Origin of the sequence: Mycoplasmopsis agassizii, assembly GCF_002276225.1 — a bacterium.
Taxonomy (GTDB): Bacteria; Bacillota_I; Bacilli_A; order Mycoplasmatales; family Metamycoplasmataceae; genus Mycoplasmopsis_B; species Mycoplasmopsis_B agassizii_A.
In genome coordinates, this window is the sequence record NZ_NQNY01000004.1 from 81,520 (window position 1) to 102,218 (window position 20,699).

Below are 20,699 nucleotides of genomic sequence, written 5' to 3' on the forward strand. Positions count from 1 at the left end.
CAAAATAAATTATGAATTCATTAATGTCGCATTAATTTGTGACATTATTTTTTTAATCAGTGTTTCAAAATCCTTAAAAACTTTTCAAAAACAAATTCAACCAATATGATTTGTTATAACTATTATGATGAATAATTTAAAATAGTTGTTTTTGATTTTTAAATCAAAAACATCATTAATTTTTAAATTACTTATTAAGTTATAAGAACTAACAAGGGTTGTAACAATGTCAAACTTATTGCTTAAAAAATTTAGAAAAACTAATTTTAGAAAATATTTACTATTTTCAGGTTTATCTATTTTATCAATTTTTGCTTTTGCAGCAATTGCTTGTTCTTCTTCCAATGTAGTTATAACTGAAGAAGATAAACGCTTAAAAGAAACAATTAGTTTAATTACTGATCAAAACACTAATGATACTCAAAGAAAATCTATTAGTTTAGTAACTGATGAAGCATCATTAAAAACACAACTTAGAGTTTCTGATGATGAAAAAGAAAAATTTAAAAAATATATTAAAAATAATGTTGATCCTAATTTAACTGATGAGCAAATTGAAAAATTAAAACCCTGAAATTTTTATTTTAGTTATGACTTAATTAAAGATAAATTAGATCTTAATAAAAGCCATTATTTATTTGTTAAGGATCTAACAGATTTAATTTTAGATAGTGATAGTTATTCAAATATTTTTCATAAAAAATATGAAAAGGTTAATAAAGGTGTGTATCTAAAAGATTATAAACTCGATAAAGAAACCAAAACTATTACTCTTAATTTAGGTTATAACTTCCTACCCTATGAAGATCATAGTGGCGAAATAACTCAGCCTGTCGTTCATCCTAGTCACTATATTGAACCAAAAGCACTAACTTCTTTTTTGTTGCCAATTGCTAAAAATCAATTAAGTAATTTTAATCTTAATGAGTGAAAGATAATTAAAAAATTTTCTTAATTAAAGGTTTTGAAATTCTTGCTTAAATAGCAAGAATTTTTTATATTTTGTTTAATCAAATAATAATCTGAAAATAGGTACAGGTATGCAAAGACAGCATGTTTTTATACTTAAAAAATTTAATTTTAAAACTAGTTATTTATAATAAAATTACTTTATGTGTTTAGACTGTAAAAAACAATTTCTATGACAAACTAGAAAAATAATTAGCATCGATGAATTTGTAAAACATGTTAATAATAAATTAATGCCACTTGTTTCAACAAAGCAATTTATTGAAAGTAAAATTGATGAAGATGGTGATCAATATATTTTTGCTATTGATTCAATTAGTGAAGAAATTCTAAGTGATTTAGTAATTAAAATGTCAGAAGTAGCACTAGGTTTTGATGTACAACTAACAATGTATGATTATCTTAAAATGGTTGATGTTTATAAAGATGAAAGAGTAGAACAAGATGAACTTCTAGAAGAAAAAGGAGACAAAAAACACCGTAAGAAAATTGAAGAAGAATGAAAAAGAATGAAGGTTTTCCTAGATTTTTATCGACGCATAGATGAGAACTTAACTTCTAAGAATTTAACCATTATTGCAAGGATAACAAAAATGGCATCAATGATGATTAATCTTTCTTACAATGAAAAATCTGTAGGTAAAATTTTCGTTGATAAAGACACAGTCAAAAATATTAGTCACATGGTTAATAGAATCACATCTAAATTAGAAAAATATGAGACTTTTAGATATGCTACACCAACTAGTGATAAAACACAAAAACAATTTTTTAATACAAAATTTCTTAAACATGTTGGTCTAAGAAGTCTTTGACAAATTAAAGTATCTAATTCTAAATTTAATTATAAAGATGCTGTTAGATTAATGGCCATTTATTTAATAGGATTACAAGATAAAAATACTAAAGACAGATTTTCAGAATTAACAATGTTAAAACAAATCAACCCACGCACAAATAGAATATATACTTGTTCTATTAATGATATTTCTAAAGATAAATGAGCAGCAGTTGCCAATGCTTTAAATATTAAAGATTTTGAAAAATTATGAACATGAAGAAATCGCCCTATTCATTAAAATGATTCTTATCTTTTAGATAAGAATTTTTTTACTTAATTCAATTATCAAAAATAAATTTTAAGCTAAATTTATTTAACTTGAAACACTTTATAAAAACTAGTAATTTAGTAAATTAGCTCTACTTATTTTTTAAAACTAAATAACTAGATTTATAATAAAATTTAACTTATGAACAATCATTCAAAAAAGAAATATATTTGACAAAATAGTAAACCAATTGCTTTAAAAGATCTTTTGAAGCATGCTACTTTTGATATCTTACCAGTTTTTGAAACTAGTGATTTTATAATAGATCCACTTGATCATGATGATGTAATTGAAATAAAAGAAACTAAATATTTAACTAATGAAATGATTGAAAAAGTTGTTAGCCAAATGTCATTAATGCAAGCAGGTATAGAAAGATATCAAGTTTATAAAGAACAAGTTTATTTTATCGATGCTTTAAATGATCAAAACTCGCATAATTTAAATTTACTTGATGAGCGTTTGCCTAGCAAGGATACAATTTTTGATATCAAGAATGTTTTAGAAGGTAGCAAAAAATTATTTACTTATGTTAAAACAATTAATGAAGAATTAACTGTTGATAATTTAAAACTAGCATTTAAAATTAATCTACTGCAAAAAATGTTAGAAGCTGAAGACTATAATTTAAGTATTCTTGATCAAGAATTACTAGATGAAGAAACTATTAATAAATTAATTAAACTAATTAATAGATCATCAGCAGCATTACCTAAAAATCAATTTTTTTATAAAATTGATTTAGAGCAAAAAACATATGCTAATTATGTTTATTTAACTCATATAGAATTATTTGATCATAATACTTTATGAAATATTAATACATCTATTAATCAAGCATCTTATAGTGATGCTTTAAAAATGATGACTATTTATTTAATAGGCTTAAAAGATGAATTAACAAGAAATAGTTTTGCTAATTTAGATTATTTAAAGATCATTAATCCTAGATTAAATTCATTTTATACTATTAGTATAAAATCAATCTCTGATCAAAAATGAGGACTTCTTGCTGAAGCTTTATTGATTGAAGACTTTGACGATTTATGAAAATTAAGAACAAGATCTTATCAATAGGTCTTGTTTTTTTATTGTGTTGTTTAATAGATTTAAATAAGTTAAGCATTAAAAAATAACTGATTTCTCAGTTATTAATTTTCAGGTTTTTTTCTTATTAGAATTCTTCTATATTGTTCTACTCCATAGATTACAGCTCTACCGTGTTTACTTTCAGGTTTTCTATATCCGGGGTTTTTTTCTCCACTACCTGTTAGACCAATTATTTCAAATTGCTCTGGATTGTGTTTATCTAAAAAGGTTATAGGCACCCCCATTACCCCATCATAATCACTAGGAATTCCACTGACAGTTGGAACATCTATTACATCATAGTAGTTATCATACTTGAGATATTGTATTTGTTGCTTCTCTTCTCGGCTTCTCTTCTCGGCTTCTCTTCTCGGCTTCTCTTCTCGGCTTCTCTTCTCGGCTTCTCTTCTCGGCTTCTCTTATGGCTTTAACTAGGCGTTTATCATAAATTAGATTTTCTTCCATAGTTAGAAGTTTAAGTTTCTCATGTCTAAGACCATGTTCAAGGTTAGTAAATCAACCAACATTACCAAATTGCTTAAATTTTTCGCCTTCGTGATCAAATGTCTTAAAAATTTTAACATTTGTTCTGCCTAACCAAATCTTTTTTTCTTTAATCAAACTAAAAGTTTCTTTGTATGAAATTGCATTTTTATTACCGATTATTAAAAACTTTTTTTGTATTTAAAAATGTGATCAATAAATTCTCTAAATAAACTAAATGGAGGGTTGGTAATTACAATATCTGAATATTTAGCAAACGCCTTATACTTGCCATCAAATGTTTGAAAATTTTTATATTTTCTTTCATTGGCTTTTTGTTCAGCTTTAGCAGAATCATATTCACCGTTACTAGAATTTATCCTTATTTCTCTAGATATTGTAGATTTGTCTTTATCTAGTTTTCTAGATATTTCTGTAATGTTATTTCCTTCTCTCAAAAGTATTTGAATTGCAAATCTTTCTTGAATACCTAATCGTTTATACAACATACTATATGATATTATAAAAAAATATCTTCCCAACCTTTCTGATTGAGCTAGATATTACAATTCAGCAAAATAATTGCGAGCAACACTAACTTATTTTACAAAGATTTAGTTGACATAAAGCACATAGATATTGATTTGACAGTATAGTAATTTCCTAAACAACTGCTTTGCAAATTCTCTACAAAATCCATGGCTACCAAAAAAATTACATAATAAATAACTGAATTATTGTCCAAATATGAAAAAAATAATTGGTTTTTTCACTTTTTAGACTTTTTTAAGCAAACTAATCAACTATTTTTAAACTTTAAATATAATACACTGGCAACTAATAGTAACTAGTTGCCCTTACACTTATATTATTAGTGTATTGTAATTTTTTCTTAGATACCAATACTTGGTAGCTAAGTACAAATAGAAGTAGTTGTTTTTTCTGTTTTCCTACTTCTATAATCTTATTAATGTCTTTAGATTTAGGATGATAAATGTTGCCAGTTCATTTATTCATCATATTTTTTCAAAAAAGTAACTAGATTCTCAATTAGGAATTATTCTAAACAAAAAAAATTTTTTGTTTACTTCCATTGGTGTTTAAGACATCGTCTTTTGGTCCTTTAATTTAAGCATTAGCTTACTTCTTATATTATTATTTTGGTTAACTATAGTCTTTCTATCTCTGTTTCTTGTTTATAGTTAATTGTTTCTTTATAAGCGCATTGCGCCTTCTTAATTTTGGATTTAAACTGGCAATTTATGTTTGTTCTATTATTTATAATATTATGTCGTGTGTAAGTGTGGCAATAGCCACTAATTCCTTATATAATAATTTTTAAAGACCCGAGCTAGCTAATTGAAAAATTTGCTAGCGAAGGTCTTTTTCTTATAAGATAAAATTAGTTATATAATAAGAATATTATTAATCAGATTTAGCTTAATCAAAAAGTTAGGTAGTTAATTTAACAAGTTCAAAAACAAAAAAGTTAGCAAAAAATAAATATCTGTTTTTAATTTATATTATAATATTAGTGCAGTTAAAAATCATAACTGCCACTATACGAGTTATCCATTACTCATAGTGAACTTAAAAAATATTCTTAGATTGTATCTAAAGTAATTTAGATGCTAAAAGCAACTAAAAATAACTTTGAAGTTTTAGTTAATGTGGTTATCATGTAAGTTTTTTAAAAACCACTAGGTTAAAAAACCTTTTAATAAAGACTATTAATCAGGCGTTATACTAGTTGCTAGAAAAACCTTATTTAAATGTATTAATTTATTTAGTTTCCTTAAATTTAGACTAAGACCAGATCAATTTTTCTTAGGTTATTATCAATCATAAAAATGTAGTAAGAAATTCTTTTCAATTTTTTTATTGTTTCTTACTGATTTATAAGTATTTTACTATCTGATTTACAAGCTTTCTTATCAACTTTCTACTTGTAAATTACTGTTATTATTTTTCAATCAACTAAATTATTCATCATATAGTTGTGTGTGACAAGTCACTCCTTTAACTTGTCGTTTGAGTCAGTTATTTTTGTTTTTTATAGAGTTTTTCTTTGTTATTTAATTAACACAATCTTTGCTTATTAATTTTAGAATTTAAAGAAGGTTTTTTGTCTGCCTTCTTAATCTTTTTTCAATCATAATAATAATGAACTTTTAGGTTCAACATTAACATTAAAATAAAAATACATTTAATAGGTTAAAGGGAAGCAGTTAAGCTTCCCTTTTTATATGTCTTTTGAAAAGCAATAAAACATTTTGCATTAAAAAAAAGCAAGAAATCTTAAGAAATCTTGCTGTAGGTAAAACAGTTAGTTTTACGAATAAATTAATGATTAAATTATTTTATATTGTTTTTTTTAAGAATAGTTTTAATGTTTTTAACTTGTTCTTCAATAGTTTCAACTTTTGTTTCAAGTTTAGCGACACGGTTGTCGAGACTTTTAACAGTCATTTCTAGATTACCAACGCGCTTTTCCATCATTCGATTGTGTGCAAGTTGTTCTTGAATGAAATTTGCAACTAATTTGTTGAATTCAGTTTGTTGGTTGTTAAAAGCAGTTTGCTGAGCAATGAACTCATCCATTCTAGCAAATCCTTTAACAACAATGGAGCGTAATTCTTTAATAGTCATGCCGTTACCTCTTCCACCCTTTGTATCATCTAGGTCTTTTAATGTATCACTAGAAATTGTACAGGAAATTCCACTGTTTGGTAAAGGATTGCATGACAAATTGAAACCTTCATGTTTTTTCATTATCACTTTTAATTGGCTGTATACTTCAGATATTTTTTTAAAGTTTTGTTCAAATATAGTATTCTCGTTTCTGCAGAATAAGTTATTTATTTTACTTTTTGGAGTAATTCTTTCCGCTTTTTAATTATACTTTGCAATTTTTAAAAAATTTGAAACTGCTGATCAAAGCGTGAAATTTGTGAAAAAATTTCACATTTTAATCAGCAAAATCAACTGATTAATAATTCGTTTTATGTCCTTTAAAACCTATTTATAGAGATGTAAATTGAAATATTTTGTTTTTATAGCTAATTAAAAAATATTACTAACTTGCTTCATCAATTTTAGTCAACTTTTCTACTACCTAAAAAAGCTTACAAATTCAAAAAAAGGCTAAAATAGTTTTAAATTTGCCAAAAATTGCAAAAGCAATGTGAAATATTTCACATTATGATTATTTTTTTGGCAATTATCACAGTCTATTCCTGCACACAATTATAATAAACTCATGCCTAAAAATCACACTGATGAAAAACTAGAAAACGTTGCTTCGATTGACGAGACAATTGCGTTTTCACAAAAAACTTCAAGACCACGGATCAAAGTCGAAAACTTAGTTATCGACTTTGGTGAAACATTAGCAGTTGATGATGTTTCATTTGAAGTTAAAGATGGCGAGTTAGTTACCTTGCTAGGACCTTCTGGTTCAGGTAAGACAACTGCCATGAATGCTATTGCAGGATTGATTACTCCTACTGCAGGAAAAATTTCCTTCAATGGTGTTGATGTTACAAAGTGAACACCACAAAAACGCAAGTTAGGATTCGTTTTTCAAAACTACGCTTTATACCCTCACCTATCTGTTTATACCAACATTGCTTATCCTTTAAAAAATGATAAGGAATGACAAGCTAAGGTTCTGAATAAGCGCTTGATTGCTCAAAACGCAGTCAACGCCATTATCTTCAAAGCAAATGGGGCTAACAATAATGAACTTATTAAATATAATGACTTATTGCAAGCTAAAATTCATGAACCTTATAAACTGCAAAGAAAAATTGAACAAAAACTTGCAGATATGAACACTGAATATGAACTAGCTAGTGCCGAGGTTAGAAAAACTAATTCAGCTTTTGAATTTAAAAAGAGTTGATTACAAAAAGCAACCATTGCTAAGTTAGATGAAATCAAACCAATGGCGAAAACTAACAAAGCTAAATATCAAGAAGGAGTTAAAAAAATCCAAGTCACTTTCAGTGAAAAAATGAAGCAAATTAAGACTGAATTTAAAACTGAAATTACTAAGAAAAAAGAGATTGCTAAAAAAATCAAAGCAGACATTAAAACTTCTAAAGAAGCAGCTGAACATAAAAACTTAAAATCTCAAAAAAGTGGTTTAGCAAGAAAACTGAATAGAGAATATCGTACTTTTGAAAAAGAATTAATCACAAAATACGGTAAAGTCTTAAAAGTTTCTAATAAAACTTTAGAAAAGCAAATTTCTGAATTAAGTGTTGACATTATTCCACTGAAAAAGATCATCCATAACGCCGTTATGGAAGTTAGTGAAAGAGTGGATATTGTCAAAAACTTAGGTAAAAAACCTACCAAACTTTCAGGAGGACAACAACAACGTGTCGCAATTGCTCGCGCGATTGTTAAAAAACCTAAGATCATCTTAATGGATGAACCTTTATCAAACTTAGATGCTAAATTACGTGTTTCAACACGTCAATGAATTCGGGAAATTCAAACTTCTTTAGGGATTACAACTGTCTTTGTTACTCACGATCAAGAAGAAGCAATGTCAATTTCAGATACTATTATTTGTATGTCAACTGCTAAAGTTCAACAAATCGGTTCACCTTTAGATTTATATAATAAACCTGCTAACTTATTTGTTGCTCGTTTCTTAGGGGTGCCTGAAATGAACATCTTTAAAGCCAAAATTGATGAGCAAAATAACTTATGAGTTGCCGATCATAAAGTTGAAGCACTACCTCAAAACCTTCAATATAAATATCCTGAAATTTATTTTGGTGTACGTGCTGAAGATTTACGTGAATCAGATGAGCCTGTTTTTATAGGTCGTATAAAACATGTTGAATACCTAGGGAAAGAAATTAAAGCAGTTTTAACTCTTAAAGGTGATGAATCAAAAGAATTCTTTGCTCACTTAAGAAATAAAACCCATTATTCAGTTGATGAAGAAATTGGTTTTGAAATTCGCCACCGTAAGTTTCACTTATTCGATGTTAAAACTGAAAAGCGAGTTGATCTCTAATGCGCAGTTATTTCTTAAAAAGGTGAATTAAATTTCAAGCTTCAAGAATTAAAGGACAAAGTCAATTAATTCTTGATAAGCCAGTAAGTTTTTGAATCCCTTGGTTAATGATTTTACCTGCTTTGATAGTTGTTGCATTATTTACAATTTATCCAGCAATTATTACAATCGATAGATCAGGTAACTATCTAGAAGATCCTAGATTTAATATTAATCAGATGGTACAAAATTTTGGCGCCGTTTATGAAAGAGTCGCTGATGACGTCTTTTTCCAAACAGGAATGCGTAATTCAGTAATTTATGCTTTACTATCATTACCATTAACGCTGATCATTGCAATTTTAATTTCATCAGCAATTGCTCACGTTTATAAGCAAATTGCTCGTGGATTTTGACAAACTATTTTCTTTTTACCATATTTAACAAACTCGGTAGCTATAGCAATGTCATTTGCTTATCTATTCCAAACTAGTGGTGGAATTATTAACTCAATTTTGGGTGATCAAATTCAATGATTAGATTCAGGAGATGCACAAGGCTTTAAAGCTTTTTGAGTTATCCTGATTGAAGGAATTTGAAGAAATTTAGCTTTTAACGTTTTATTATTCACTACTTCTATGTTAAGTGTTGATAAAAACAACTATAAAGCAGCATCAATTGATGGTGCAGGAACTGTAAAACAATTCTTTACAATTACCATGCCATCTATTCAAAAAACAACTAACTTATTAATTACTTTAGGAATTATTGGTGGTTTAAAAGTCTTCCCACTGGCTTTATTCAACAATAATCCTAGTCTAGCCAACCTAAATGGTGGAGCTACCATGATGACTTATATAACTGGTAAAGTTAGAGCAGGTGGTGTTAGTGACTTTGCTGATTCAGCAGCAGCATCTGTAATTATGTTCGCCTTAGGTTTAGCCTTCACGATTGTACTTAGAGGTGGTTACGGAAGGCTATTAAGATTAATTTCATGAAGATTGGAGCAAAATGTTTACAACAAGGTTAGCGCTTGAAAGAAAACTGCAAAAGTTCAGAATTAAGCGTACTGCAGAACGTAACTCGAAGCAAATAACTGACCGTTCAATTGCTTCAATTGTTACATCATTTTTCTTTAAAATGTCTATTTTAGTCTTTTTTGGAATCTTATTAGTGTTTCCGTTTGTACTTCTAATTTCAGTTGCTCTGCATGCTGATTATACAAACGTTGATTCACAAGGATTAACTGTTTCTCAGGTTTTTGATAATGCCTTTAACTGAAGTTCTTTTGAACAAGCCTTTAGTAGTGGATACTGATTTGCTGCTTTTTATTCAGCAGTTTCAGTTGTTGCTTCAATTGTTTTCAAATTGATAGTAACAACTTTATTGGCTTATGCTTTCAGTTTCCCACGCTGAAGAGGTAAAAGACAAACCTGATTATTCTTATTATCATTATTGATTTTACCTGAAAGTGCCCTGCTTACTGGTCAGCTGCTAGTTATTAACTCACTAGAATTAAATGGAAGTACAGTTGGTTTAGTTACTGCCTTGGTTCTACCCTATGTGGCAAGTACTTTCCATGCTTTCATGTTAAAAAATTCATTTGAAATGATTCCTGATTCATTAAAATTAGTTGCTAAAATTGATGGTTTTTCAGGGATTAAATTCTTCTTCAAGATAGCCTTACCAATGGTAAGTCCAACAACTTGAACAATTATTATTTTAACAACTCTAGCATCTTGAAACTCATTCTTATGACCTTCGATCATCCTATCGGGTCAAGCAGCTGATTTAAAAAATTCATTGAAATATGTTGAAGTTATTTCTTTATGAACTATTCAATCAGGACAAGTAGATCGTGGAGACGGAGTACTTGATACTTTATTAAACGTTCGCTTAGCAGCTGCTTTACTAGCAATTGCACCGATCTTTATTCTATACTTTGTGTTTAGAAAAAAAATCATGAATGCAATTTCTCGGCAAGGAAGGGCAATCAAAGGTTAAATTGAAACATCGTATATGCGATGTTTTTTTCTTTACTTTTTCCATAGATTTTCTATCTTTAGATAAAAAACTTCTATAGTTTTACTGAAAAGGCAAAGAAAAAACAACCTTATTCGGTTGTTTTTGATTGGTATTCAGATTCTGGTTTTGCACTTGCTATGTAATCAACTTCCTGCTTTTGTTCAGGATTTGCTGCTTCATTTTCTTCTAAGTGAATTGCTCTTCAGAGACTGCTCAAAGATATAATTCCAAATATTGGTCAGATTAATGCAAATCTTAAATTCTTTTTAGCAACATCGAAGTTGTATCCCCTATTATTAACATCTCTATAAAGTATGAAGGTAATGACATAGTAAACAACCATAAAGATAATTGCTAATATAATCATTGCGACTCATCTTCCATCAACTACGGTACCACCAATAACTGTGGCATTTAAAATTGAAGAAATTGATACTGTAAAATAGAAAACAAAAAATAGAATTGAAAAAAGTGTAGCAAGAGCAGATGCCAGTACCATTATAACTGACAAAATCTTCAGTGTTTGATGTGATTTGATAATCTTATTTTATACGCTTTTATTTGAATATCGAGATATTTTTTAGAGATTTAAGAAGGCATAATTTAAAAGATGCGACATAACGTTAATAAAAAAACAACCAAAAACGGTTGTTTCCTAATTATTGTTTACTTTTGATTTCTCTTACTTTTTCAATATAGTCTTCAGGTTCACTATCTTCTATATATTCTTTAATACCTATATAGATATTAGCAACTGCAATACTTGCTAAAATTATGTGAGCAAAAAAAATCGAAATTAGAACCATTGTTCTTGCAGTATCAAATGAACCTTTGAAACTAAAATTTCCTAGTTTTACATAAAGCACAATTGCTAGTATTATAAAAATAATAAAAGATATTATAATAATTGCAAGGGGTACTAAAAATTTTGCACCTGTAAGAAGTGCGCTTCTTGTATCAGATATTACAGTTTCTGTTCCATTAATGGTTTGCACAGCTCAATCTATGACCAAAGCAGCAATGATAATGATAAAAATAACATGTACAATTTGCATTGACAAGTATCATCAAGCTAGTGTCTTTAGTTTTTTATATTGATTAGTTTTCATAATAAACATTTTACCTTATTTACTATAAATATGAATTTATATAAAATAAATTAGATTGGTAACTTTTAAGCCAAAAGGATTAAAAAAAGCAACATTTGTTGCTTTAATTATTTATCGCTTTTTAGTTTTCTTGCCTTTGAAATTAGATCTTCATCATCAGAATCTGATGACATTTCATCACTAATACCACTATTAATTTTATGAAGTGCAACAGAACCTAAAATTAAAGGGAAGAAAAAGAAAGAAAGAATTACTAATGTTTTAGCAGTATCAAACATTCCGTGTGGATAATATGAAAGTTTTGATAACAATACTATTGTCAACACAAAGTTAGCAATACCTAGGGAAATTAGTAATAGAGTTAAGACTACGTAGCCACCAACAGAGACATAAAAGACTTGCACAGCAAGATTTGAAGGAGCATATACATAGTCTGGATTTTCTAAGTTCAGTGATGCAGTTAAGTTTATAAAATTAACAATCAGACTAATTAAGAAGATATAACCTAAAACAGTGATTGCTATTCTAGTACCTAGATATGCTCAAGCCACTTTTTTGAGTCCACTAAAATTTAAATTTTTCATAAAATTAATTTTACTTGATTTTTGGAAAAATATCCTTTTATATATTTATTAATTTTCCATAATTTGGCGAAAATGAAAAATTGAAAAAAGCAGTCTCTAGACTGCTTCACTTCTATTTTTTATAAACTCTTTTGCTTCAGCTAAATAATCTCGTTCACCTAATTTATTATCTTTAATTGCTTTGTAAATTCTTACTAGTGAAACTAAAGAAAGAATGGCTTGAACAACAAATGCCGAAATAATTACTAAGGCTTTTTCATCAAATAAACTAATTTCTCGATAAGAAAGCATTAAATAAAGTGCGATCGTAACTCCAATATATGCCATAAAAAATAACATTGATATTAAAGTCAAAATTAAGTATAAAATCAGATTAGTAAGAAATGTATCAATAAATGTACCTGATGGGGCAATAACAGGTAGAAAAATTATAAGGATAGACGCTGCGAAAGTTGCATTTGAAATAAGACCTAAAATAAATTTAACTCATGCTAGTGTAAGTAATTTTTTTTGTTCTTTCATAAATAAATTATATGCTTTTTTCATTAAAACCAGACAATTTAAAAGTTACTTTTTCCTTAAATTAACTGGTTAATAAAGTTAATAACAGGCTTATGAATGGAATTATTCTAAAATTTTTGTTAATTATGCAAATTTTTCCACATTGCAATAAAGATTTGTGCCAGTTGTAAATTTTTTATTTTTTTTGCTATTATTTAGTGAGAGAGGTGTTATGACTTACGATCCATAGTCTAACCTAAACCTTCTTTGAAGGTTATTTTAATAACGTTTCAAACTAAATCAATTAAAAAAGATTTATAAACTCAAAATTTTATAAATCTAATTCACAAAATCAAACTAACTACTTTTTTACTAAAAGTAGTTATAACTCAATTTTAAAAGGAAAAAATTATGATTAAAAAAACTAAAACAAAATTATTAGTTGCTTTAGCAGCAACTGCTAGTGTAGCCCTTGCAGCAACAGCAATTGCTTGTTCTTCTTCACCTGGTTCAGGTTTTGCTTTCGATATTCCAAATACTGATGTTGTCAGATTTGCAAATACTTTTGCAGATAAAGGGGTTCAAAGAGAAGCGATTCAAGCAATTATTAATAAATATAATTCACTAGAAACTAAACCTAAAGACTATGTTAGAGTTGAAGAAGTTAATGTTGCAGATGGTTACAATAACGGTGATAAACTAACGATTCAAAATATTACAGGTCGTAATACCAAAACTTATTGAAACCTAATTTTAAATTACCCTGCCTTAGCAGCTAAAGTTGCTCAACATAACATGCTTTTACCACTTGATACAGATGGTTCTCTTGCTAATCACTTTGAAGAAGATTTCTTAACTAAAACTATTGGTGGTGCTGATAGTAAAGTGACAAATGTTTTACCTTTTGGAACTTCATCAGTAGTTGCAGGTGTTAATGGTCCAATGATGTCTTATATTTTAAGAGAGGTAATAAAAGCTGGTGCTACTTATAATAGTGATGCAGATAAAACCTACTTTGAAACAAATTTTACTAATAAATATAAAGATTCAGAAGAAGATGCTTTTATTAAAGATGGTAAAGCAGGTGAAAAAGGTGGAGGATACGGTTCAATTGCTGATGCTGATAAATCAGTTTGAACTAACTATAAAATTAAGCAGACTATGTTCGATAACTTCAAAGATCTTATTGATTTTGGAACTAAAGTCTTTGATAGCTTTTCAGGGTTAAAAAATGCTTCAACAAATATCGATAATGCTCGCGGTTTTGTTGGAGTTAACTCAATGTTTAACTGATTAACAACTTATTCTTACACTCATGCTGGATCTTTATCAGGTCATGTTTTAGATACTGAAGGTAATAAAAATAACTTCACTAATTATAAAAATATGTTTGGTGAAGGTAAAGAAGGTAAGGAAGCAAAGCAATATAAATGACTTAAAAAAGTTTATGATGAAACGCTTTCACCAGCAATTGCTAAAGGTGTTTTATGGGTAGGAAAACCAGGTGGAGAAGAAGATGCTTCAAAATTTTTAGCAAATCACCAGCAAGTTATTCTAAATGGTTCAACTTCAAGATGAAAAAATAGTTCAGTAGCTTCAAAAGCAGGCCAAACTAATGACCCTGAAACACTTCAAGAGAGTGAAGTAGTTGCACTAAAAGCCCCTAGTAAATATGTAGCAACCGATCCTAAAGCTGCTTACTATCGCCAAGGGCCACATATTCTAGGAATTCATGCCAATGAAAAAGCTGATAATGGTGTTCGTGCATTCATAAAATGAATGACTTCAACCGAGAATCGTTATGACTGAGAAGTCGGAACTGAAACTGCGAAGAAAACTTATACACAACTAACTCCACAAGAAATGTTTTTTGCTCATGCTTCATACATAGTTGTGCAAAAAGGATTTGCAAAGGAAGGCTCAGAAATTAGAAAAATTATTGATGCTGCTTCAAATAAAAACGAGTATCAAAAAGTTACTATGAGTCAATTTGCTAAAGTTTTAGAAAGTAAAACTGATGAATTTGAAGCGTTTGCAGAACCTACAGATAGTTCCACTTCAGACTTAAGAACAGCTTTTGAAACTGTTTTAAATACTCAAAAAACAAGTAAAAAATCAGCAACCCAACTAGATGATTTTGAAAAATTCATAGCAAGTTTAAAAAGTTCATTTGGTACTGACAAAATCAAATAAGCCTATTACTACATTTTTTCAAAAACTGTCATTAATAGCTAAAAAAGGTGCGTTTCGGTCATTTTTTCAGCAAAATGATTGAAAAAATTTCACAATTTTTTCGGTTTTCGTAGATATTTAACCGAATGGCTTTAATAATTTATAATAATATCTAGATAAAAAAACAAGAGGTTTAATATGAAAATAAACAAAACAAAATTATTTATTAGTCTTGGAGCAGCCGCTTCACTTGCACTAGCAGGAACAGCAATTGCTTGTTCAAATGGTGGAACAACTAATGGTCGCTATGACACTAATAATGTAACAAGTGTAAAATTTGCAACATCTTTTTCAGCAAACGGTACACAGCAACAAGCTATTAAAGCATTAATTGCAAAATATAATGAAACTCAAGCAAAAGTTGAAGGTTATTTAAATGTCGAAGAGATCAACCTAAATGGTGGTTATAGTACGGCAGAGCAAAATGTAATTAGTAAAATTACTGCAAAAGACAAAACTACTGGTTATAACTTGATCTTAAACTACCCTTCATTAACATCAAAATTGGCTCAATATAATATGAATGAACCATTAGATACAGATGGTTCACTAATGCAAGGTTATGAACAAAGTTTCATAACAAACAATATCGGGGGTACAGATACTAAAGTAACTAACGTTATTCCTTTTGGAAGTTCAACAGTCGTTTCAGGAGTAAATGGTCCTGTTATGTCTTACTTAATAAGAAAAGCAGTTGAAGCAGGAGCCACCTTAAATAGTGCTGATGAAGCATGATTTAAATCAGAATTCACTGAAAAAGCAGACTTCTTAAAAGATGATGATTTCATCGAAAAAGGACAAGAAGGTCTTAAAGGTGGAGGTTGAGGTAAAGTAGATGATTCTAAAAAATCTGTTTGATCAAACTACACCATTAAAAAATCAATGTTTGAAAACTTCAGAGAATTATTTGATTTTGGAGTTAAAGTTTATGACAGTTTTTCAGGACTTCAAGATGTTGCTTCAAATATCGATAACGGTCGAGCACTAGTTGGAATTGACTCATTCTTTAACTTCTTAACATCATATTCATATACTGATGCAGGTGGTACAGATGGTTACATACTAGACACCGAAAGTAATAAAAACAACTTTATAAACTACAAAAATATGTTTGGTGAAGGTAAAGATACTAAAAATGCAAAACAGTATACTTGATTAAAAAGCCTTTATGAAGAAGTTCTTTCTCCAGGTATTGGTCGAGGAATTATCTGAATGGGAGCAGGTGGAGAATACGGTTCAACTTACTTAGTCCGTCATGGAATGGGAGTTTCACTAGGTTCAACAGCAGGATATAGAAATAACTTTCTTGGAGAACGACTAGAAAATCGAATCATTAACATTGGTGGAGATAAAACCTTTATAGTGGATTCTGGAGATGCTCTAGATATAAAAAATGCAACAGGTTCTGGAGATGTAAAAGATAATGCAATTACAGGTCTTACTGTTGGGAGCCATACAAATAATTTATATATCTCAACTGTAAAAACCTTGCCTAAAAATAATTACTACATTCAATCTAAAGATGCAGCAACTGATGCTAAATTAACAGAACTTAAAGATAAACTAACTGGTGGATTCTTCGTAATGAAACCCGTTGATCAAAAAGCAACATATGAAGCTAAATTTGGGACAGGTATTGTTTATGTTGGTACAGTTAATGATCAAGCAACAAACGAAAAAGGTGACAAAGCATTATTCTTCTTTGCAGCAGATAAAATAAAAGAGAAGGTTTCTGCAGACACTAAAACTTTACAGCAAAAAGAACTACTTACTTTACAAGCGCCTAAGAAAATGAAATCATCTGACACTAAAGCAATTGTTTACCAACAAGGTCCACAATTGTTAGCAATTCACTCAAATGATAAAGGTGATAAAGCAACTAGATTGTTTGTTAAATGATTAACTGCTTCAGATCAAAAATATGACTGAGAAGTTGGGACTAAAACCTATACACAAAAAACTCCACAAGAATTCTTCTATGAAGCAGCTTCATACATTGTTCCTTACAAAGGCTTTACAAATGATGATTCAGTTATAGCTAAAAGTATGGCAACAAGTAGAGCCAATGACTATCAAAAAATTACTTTTAACGCTTTTAAAGAAGCACTAAAAAGCGACTCAGATGAATTAGTTATTTTTGCAGAATCAGTTGATAGTTCAACAGCTAAACTTAGAGAATCTTTTGAAGCAACACTAGCTTCTTCAAAAACTGCTAACCGTACTAATCCAAATCTAGGTTCATTCGAAACATTCTTAAGTAACTTAAAACAAACTTTTGGTAAAGACAACGTTAGATAATAATGAAGTTATTAAAAAATAAGAAATTATTTTTTTCACTAATAGCCTTAACAACTATAACAGCAACAGCAACTCTTGCTGTTGCTTGTTCTAATGCTGAAGTTAAAAAAACTACGCTTGAAGAAACTAAAACTAAAAAAATTGATTGAGCAAAAGTTACTACTCAAAGCATTTATGACGCAGTTGTTATTAGTTGAGCAGATGGTGATACTGTTAAAGTCAAAATCACTGATGCAGTTTCAAAAAGTACAGGTTTATCAGTAGGTGCAGAGTATTCAATCAGACTAAATAATATTGATACTCCAGAAGTTAATGTCAATGGTTCACCTGCTGGACCTAATGAACTTAAATATGCAAATGCTGCTTCAGCTTTTGGTAAAAAAGTAATGCCTAAAGACACTAAAGTCAGAATTACTACTACACATCAACGCAGTTATGAAAGAGTAGTTGGTGGACTCTTTTATAACGAATCAGGTGCTAGTGATTATCAAACTAATTATGAAAACGAATTAGTTAAACAAGGTTTAACCTTGCCACTAGCAGGTTCAATATTAACTAGTTATGATTTTGAAGAAAAGAATGTTAATAGTTATATCTTAAAAGCTATCGGTAATTCATTTTACTATGCTTGAGAAAACCGTTTAGGTTTATTCGATACAGGTAAAGCTAATTCAACAGATAAAGAAGCAATGGATTTTGCAAAAAATGTTTATCAAAAAAGAGGTGCACCAGATCCTGGTTACTTCTTAAAAACAAATTCGCCAAATGTCTTTGATGACTGAAGCACAAAAAGCTAATTAAAAAGACTTATCAAATTTACGATAAGTCTTTTTCTTGCTTTTAAACAATTGATTTTAGCATTGCATAAAAGATTTTTTTTGGTCAAGAAAAACTTCTAGCAGTATTAATCGTAGTTAGTTTTTTACTTTCCGATTCTACCTTTTGCATATATTTAACAATATCAGTAACTGTTTCACCTTGAATAATATCGATAGTTTCATATTGTGCATAAAATGAGCGAATATCAAAGTTCATAGTTCCTAAATAAGCAATTTTATTATCAAAAACACCCGCTTTAGAATGATTAAAATAATTATTACTTAAATAAGCAGTCATACCATATCTTAGTAAAACATTTAATTCAAACAAACTAATATTTGATACTAGTTTTTGTCTAGAAAAACCAGGAAAATATAAAGTAACTTTGACACCTGATAAAAGGGCAACTTTTAAAGCAGAAATAATATTATTAGGTAAACTAAAATAAGGACTCATAATTTTTATTTCAGTTTCTGCTCTTGAAATTAGCTTAACAATTGTTTCTTCTAAAACAGGATCATCAATCTCAGGTCCACCTTGACTTAGGATTAAATTATTTTGTTTTTCAGTCGCTTCAAGTTTACTTTTAACAACTAATTTTTTAATATTAAAATTAGTTGTTAAGTCTTGATCGGCTCAACGCCTTCACATTTGCACAAATAATTTTATATAGTTATAAACATAACTACCTTTAATACGATAATTAAAATCACGGTAAATTCCATAACCTGGATTTAAAGAAACATATTGATCAGCAATGTTACTTCCACCATTAAATAAGATCTTTGAATCAATTAAAATAAACTTACGATGGTTACGATAAAGGTTGGAACTTAAGAAGAAAGTAAACTTTAACTTACCAATAAAAACCACGTTAATCCCTTGTTTTTTCAGTTCGTTTCACTGATGATTCTTAACATTGCGGCGCCCATAATCATCGACTAATCAACGAATATTAACTCCTTGTTTTTGCTTTTTTAATAATAAAAAAGCAAGTTCATCAAATAAATGACCTGATTCAACTCAATAAGAAACTAATCAGACTTCATTTTTAGCTTCTTCAATTGCTAAAAATAAGTCATTAAAATAATCATTAGGCATTTCATAAGTTTTAATCTCGCCATTTAAAATAGCTGTTTTATTATAAATTGATAAGTGATTAAAAGTTACTTCTTCTTTAGTTGCAAAACTATGCTGCTCATCAATAATTTCAGTATCGTTATCCATCTCACTTTGAACCACTAAATAGTCACGGCGATGGGGATATTTTTGCCCTAAGGAAAAATATAAAACATGACCTATCAAGGGAACAATAATTACAAATAGCATTCAACTTAACTTGGCGCTGCTATGGCGTTTTTGACTAAAAATAATTAAAGCTGTCAAGATATTAATAATATAACTAGCTAGCAAAGTAAAGACAAAAGCATATGTATTAACTCAGAGAATGACTGCATAAATCGCCACCGTAATTGAAACAACTAAAATGGAAAATAAATATCAAAATAAATTATTAATAGGCTTCATATATTGCAATTATACTAATATAAAAGCCTAAAAAGGCAATAAAAAAATGGCGGGCCTGAAAGGATTTGAACCTTCGCGGGAATCTCTTCCCCTATGTCGTTAGCAATGACACCTCTTCAGCCTCTTGAGTACAGACCCATGCCGTTTATTTATTATAAATCATCAAGGCTGATTTATAATAAAAAAATTTTGCAAAAAATTAGTGTGGTTTTTGGCTAGTTGAAATGTTATTTATAGTAGTTTGATTTGGTTAGTTAATGACAAATGGAAAGATTGTATAAACAAAAAAATGACTTATTTAGCAAGTCAATTTGATTTGCCAGGGGTTACTTTTAAAAAGTTTATTTATCTTTCTTTTTCAGTAATTCTAAAATTAATTCAAGTTTTCATTAGTTTCTTTATTTTGCTTTTCCACATTTTCTATCCTTTTATTTGTTTGCTCAAACTTTTGGTTCATTTCAGAACGAAGTCCGTCGATTTTAGCATCAAATTTCTGCTCTATTCTTTTTTCCATTTGCTGACTTTCATCACGAAGAGTAGTTACAGCATCTCCTACTGCCAACTTTATTTGTTTCAATACCCATTCTTTGTTGAAAACTTCGTTGCCTACTCTTGGGCCAGGTGGAGTAACAACAATAGATTTTGGATCACCTTCTGCTTCAAAGTGTAATTTTGCTTTACTTGTATCTTGATTGATATCAACTTTATGAATTGTTTCTTCAATATCGTGAGTTTTGTCTAGCAACTTGACTGCATCTGAATGTTTGCTACTTAATTTTATATCTGTAGACTTATGCATATTAATTAAATTATAATTCAAGAAGAACTGAATAAAATACTCAAATCAAAATGATTTGAGTATTCCTAGAGTGTTCTAATAACTGCAACTCTTACATTTTTATTTTAATGGACTTTCATTCGAAAGTTCATTTTTATTATT

17 protein-coding genes, 1 tRNA gene and 1 pseudogene are annotated in these 20,699 nt (G+C 28.9%); 9 read left to right on the forward strand and 10 right to left on the reverse strand.

Annotation, left to right across the window (positions count from 1 at the left end; all coding sequences use genetic code 4):
• Nucleotides 1-226: 226 nt before the first annotated feature.
• From CJJ23_RS01825 to CJJ23_RS01835, 3 genes are all read left to right on the forward strand, one after another.
• Nucleotides 227-955, forward strand: a complete 729-nt coding sequence (locus CJJ23_RS01825) for a hypothetical protein (RefSeq protein WP_095334677.1) — start codon at nt 227-229, stop codon at nt 953-955.
• 157 nt (nt 956-1,112) lie between these two features.
• Complete coding sequence (locus tag CJJ23_RS01830; protein WP_143823608.1) at nt 1,113-2,048, forward strand: hypothetical protein; 936 nt, start codon at nt 1,113-1,115, stop codon at nt 2,046-2,048.
• Nucleotides 2,049-2,219: 171 nt separating this feature from the next.
• Nucleotides 2,220-3,155 (forward strand): hypothetical protein, encoded by a 936-nt coding sequence (locus tag CJJ23_RS01835; RefSeq protein WP_095334679.1) that lies wholly within the window; start codon nt 2,220-2,222, stop codon nt 3,153-3,155.
• A gap of 74 nt (nt 3,156-3,229) precedes the next feature.
• Here the strand turns inward: CJJ23_RS01835 and CJJ23_RS01840 are convergent, their stop codons facing one another.
• The 3 genes and pseudogenes from CJJ23_RS01840 to CJJ23_RS01855 form a co-directional block, all read right to left on the reverse strand.
• Nucleotides 3,230-3,496, reverse strand: coding sequence for an adenine-specific methyltransferase EcoRI family protein (locus CJJ23_RS01840; RefSeq protein WP_095334680.1), 267 nt, complete (start codon nt 3,494-3,496; stop codon nt 3,230-3,232).
• Nucleotides 3,474-4,159 (reverse strand): annotated as a pseudogene (locus CJJ23_RS05325) (adenine-specific methyltransferase EcoRI family protein). Before CJJ23_RS05325 ends, CJJ23_RS01840 begins: the two are co-directional and overlap by 23 nt.
• A 1,846-nt stretch (nt 4,160-6,005) precedes the next feature.
• Complete coding sequence (locus CJJ23_RS01855) at nt 6,006-6,422, reverse strand: hypothetical protein (protein WP_095334683.1); 417 nt, start codon at nt 6,420-6,422, stop codon at nt 6,006-6,008.
• A 487-nt stretch (nt 6,423-6,909) separates the two neighbouring features.
• Between CJJ23_RS01855 and CJJ23_RS05290 the strand changes: the two genes are divergently transcribed.
• The 3 genes from CJJ23_RS05290 to CJJ23_RS01870 are packed head-to-tail and all read left to right on the forward strand — an operon-like array spanning nt 6,910 to nt 10,668.
• Nucleotides 6,910-8,685: an ABC transporter ATP-binding protein gene (locus CJJ23_RS05290; protein ID WP_095334684.1), complete on the forward strand. Its 1,776-nt coding sequence runs from the start codon at nt 6,910-6,912 to the stop codon at nt 8,683-8,685.
• A complete protein-coding gene (locus CJJ23_RS01865) occupies nt 8,685-9,728 on the forward strand; it encodes a carbohydrate ABC transporter permease (protein WP_095334685.1) in 1,044 nt (347 codons plus the stop codon). The genes CJJ23_RS05290 and CJJ23_RS01865 overlap by 1 nt, the downstream gene beginning before the upstream one ends.
• The gene (locus CJJ23_RS01870) at nt 9,676-10,668 is read left to right on the forward strand and encodes a carbohydrate ABC transporter permease (protein ID WP_095334686.1); all 993 of its coding nucleotides are present in this window, start codon (nt 9,676-9,678) and stop codon (nt 10,666-10,668) included. Before CJJ23_RS01865 ends, CJJ23_RS01870 begins: the two co-directional genes overlap by 53 nt.
• A 109-nt stretch (nt 10,669-10,777) precedes the next feature.
• Here the strand turns inward: CJJ23_RS01870 and CJJ23_RS01875 are convergent, their stop codons facing one another.
• The 4 genes from CJJ23_RS01875 to CJJ23_RS01890 all read right to left on the reverse strand — a co-directional run bounded on the left by CJJ23_RS01875 (nt 10,778) and on the right by CJJ23_RS01890 (nt 12,904).
• Nucleotides 10,778-11,188, reverse strand: a complete 411-nt coding sequence (locus CJJ23_RS01875; protein WP_095334687.1) for a hypothetical protein — start codon at nt 11,186-11,188, stop codon at nt 10,778-10,780.
• 160 nt (nt 11,189-11,348) lie between these two features.
• On the reverse strand, nt 11,349-11,798 hold the full coding sequence (locus CJJ23_RS01880; RefSeq protein WP_095334688.1) for a hypothetical protein: 450 nt from the start codon (nt 11,796-11,798) through the stop codon (nt 11,349-11,351).
• Between the two features lie 107 nt (nt 11,799-11,905).
• On the reverse strand, nt 11,906-12,382 hold the full coding sequence (locus CJJ23_RS01885; RefSeq protein WP_095334689.1) for a hypothetical protein: 477 nt from the start codon (nt 12,380-12,382) through the stop codon (nt 11,906-11,908).
• 96 nt (nt 12,383-12,478) lie between these two features.
• Nucleotides 12,479-12,904, reverse strand: coding sequence for a hypothetical protein (locus CJJ23_RS01890; RefSeq protein WP_143823609.1), 426 nt, complete (start codon nt 12,902-12,904; stop codon nt 12,479-12,481).
• Between the two features lie 390 nt (nt 12,905-13,294).
• Between CJJ23_RS01890 and CJJ23_RS01895 the strand changes: the two genes are divergently transcribed.
• From CJJ23_RS01895 to CJJ23_RS01905, 3 genes are all read left to right on the forward strand, one after another.
• Complete coding sequence (locus CJJ23_RS01895; protein WP_095334691.1) at nt 13,295-15,076, forward strand: P68 family surface lipoprotein; 1,782 nt, start codon at nt 13,295-13,297, stop codon at nt 15,074-15,076.
• A gap of 177 nt (nt 15,077-15,253) precedes the next feature.
• On the forward strand, nt 15,254-17,413 hold the full coding sequence (locus CJJ23_RS01900) for a P68 family surface lipoprotein (RefSeq protein ID WP_095334692.1): 2,160 nt from the start codon (nt 15,254-15,256) through the stop codon (nt 17,411-17,413).
• A gap of 2 nt (nt 17,414-17,415) precedes the next feature.
• Complete coding sequence (locus CJJ23_RS01905) at nt 17,416-18,210, forward strand: thermonuclease family protein (RefSeq protein WP_095334693.1); 795 nt, start codon at nt 17,416-17,418, stop codon at nt 18,208-18,210.
• Nucleotides 18,211-18,253: 43 nt separating this feature from the next.
• Here the strand turns inward: CJJ23_RS01905 and CJJ23_RS01910 are convergent, their stop codons facing one another.
• The 3 genes from CJJ23_RS01910 to CJJ23_RS01920 all read right to left on the reverse strand — a co-directional run bounded on the left by CJJ23_RS01910 (nt 18,254) and on the right by CJJ23_RS01920 (nt 20,558).
• Complete coding sequence (locus CJJ23_RS01910) at nt 18,254-19,759, reverse strand: phospholipase D-like domain-containing protein (RefSeq protein ID WP_095334694.1); 1,506 nt, start codon at nt 19,757-19,759, stop codon at nt 18,254-18,256.
• Nucleotides 19,760-19,806: 47 nt separating this feature from the next.
• A tRNA-Ser gene (locus tag CJJ23_RS01915) sits at nt 19,807-19,897 on the reverse strand.
• A gap of 235 nt (nt 19,898-20,132) precedes the next feature.
• The gene (locus CJJ23_RS01920; protein WP_143823610.1) at nt 20,133-20,558 is read right to left on the reverse strand and encodes a hypothetical protein; all 426 of its coding nucleotides are present in this window, start codon (nt 20,556-20,558) and stop codon (nt 20,133-20,135) included.
• Nucleotides 20,559-20,699 lie beyond the last annotated feature (141 nt).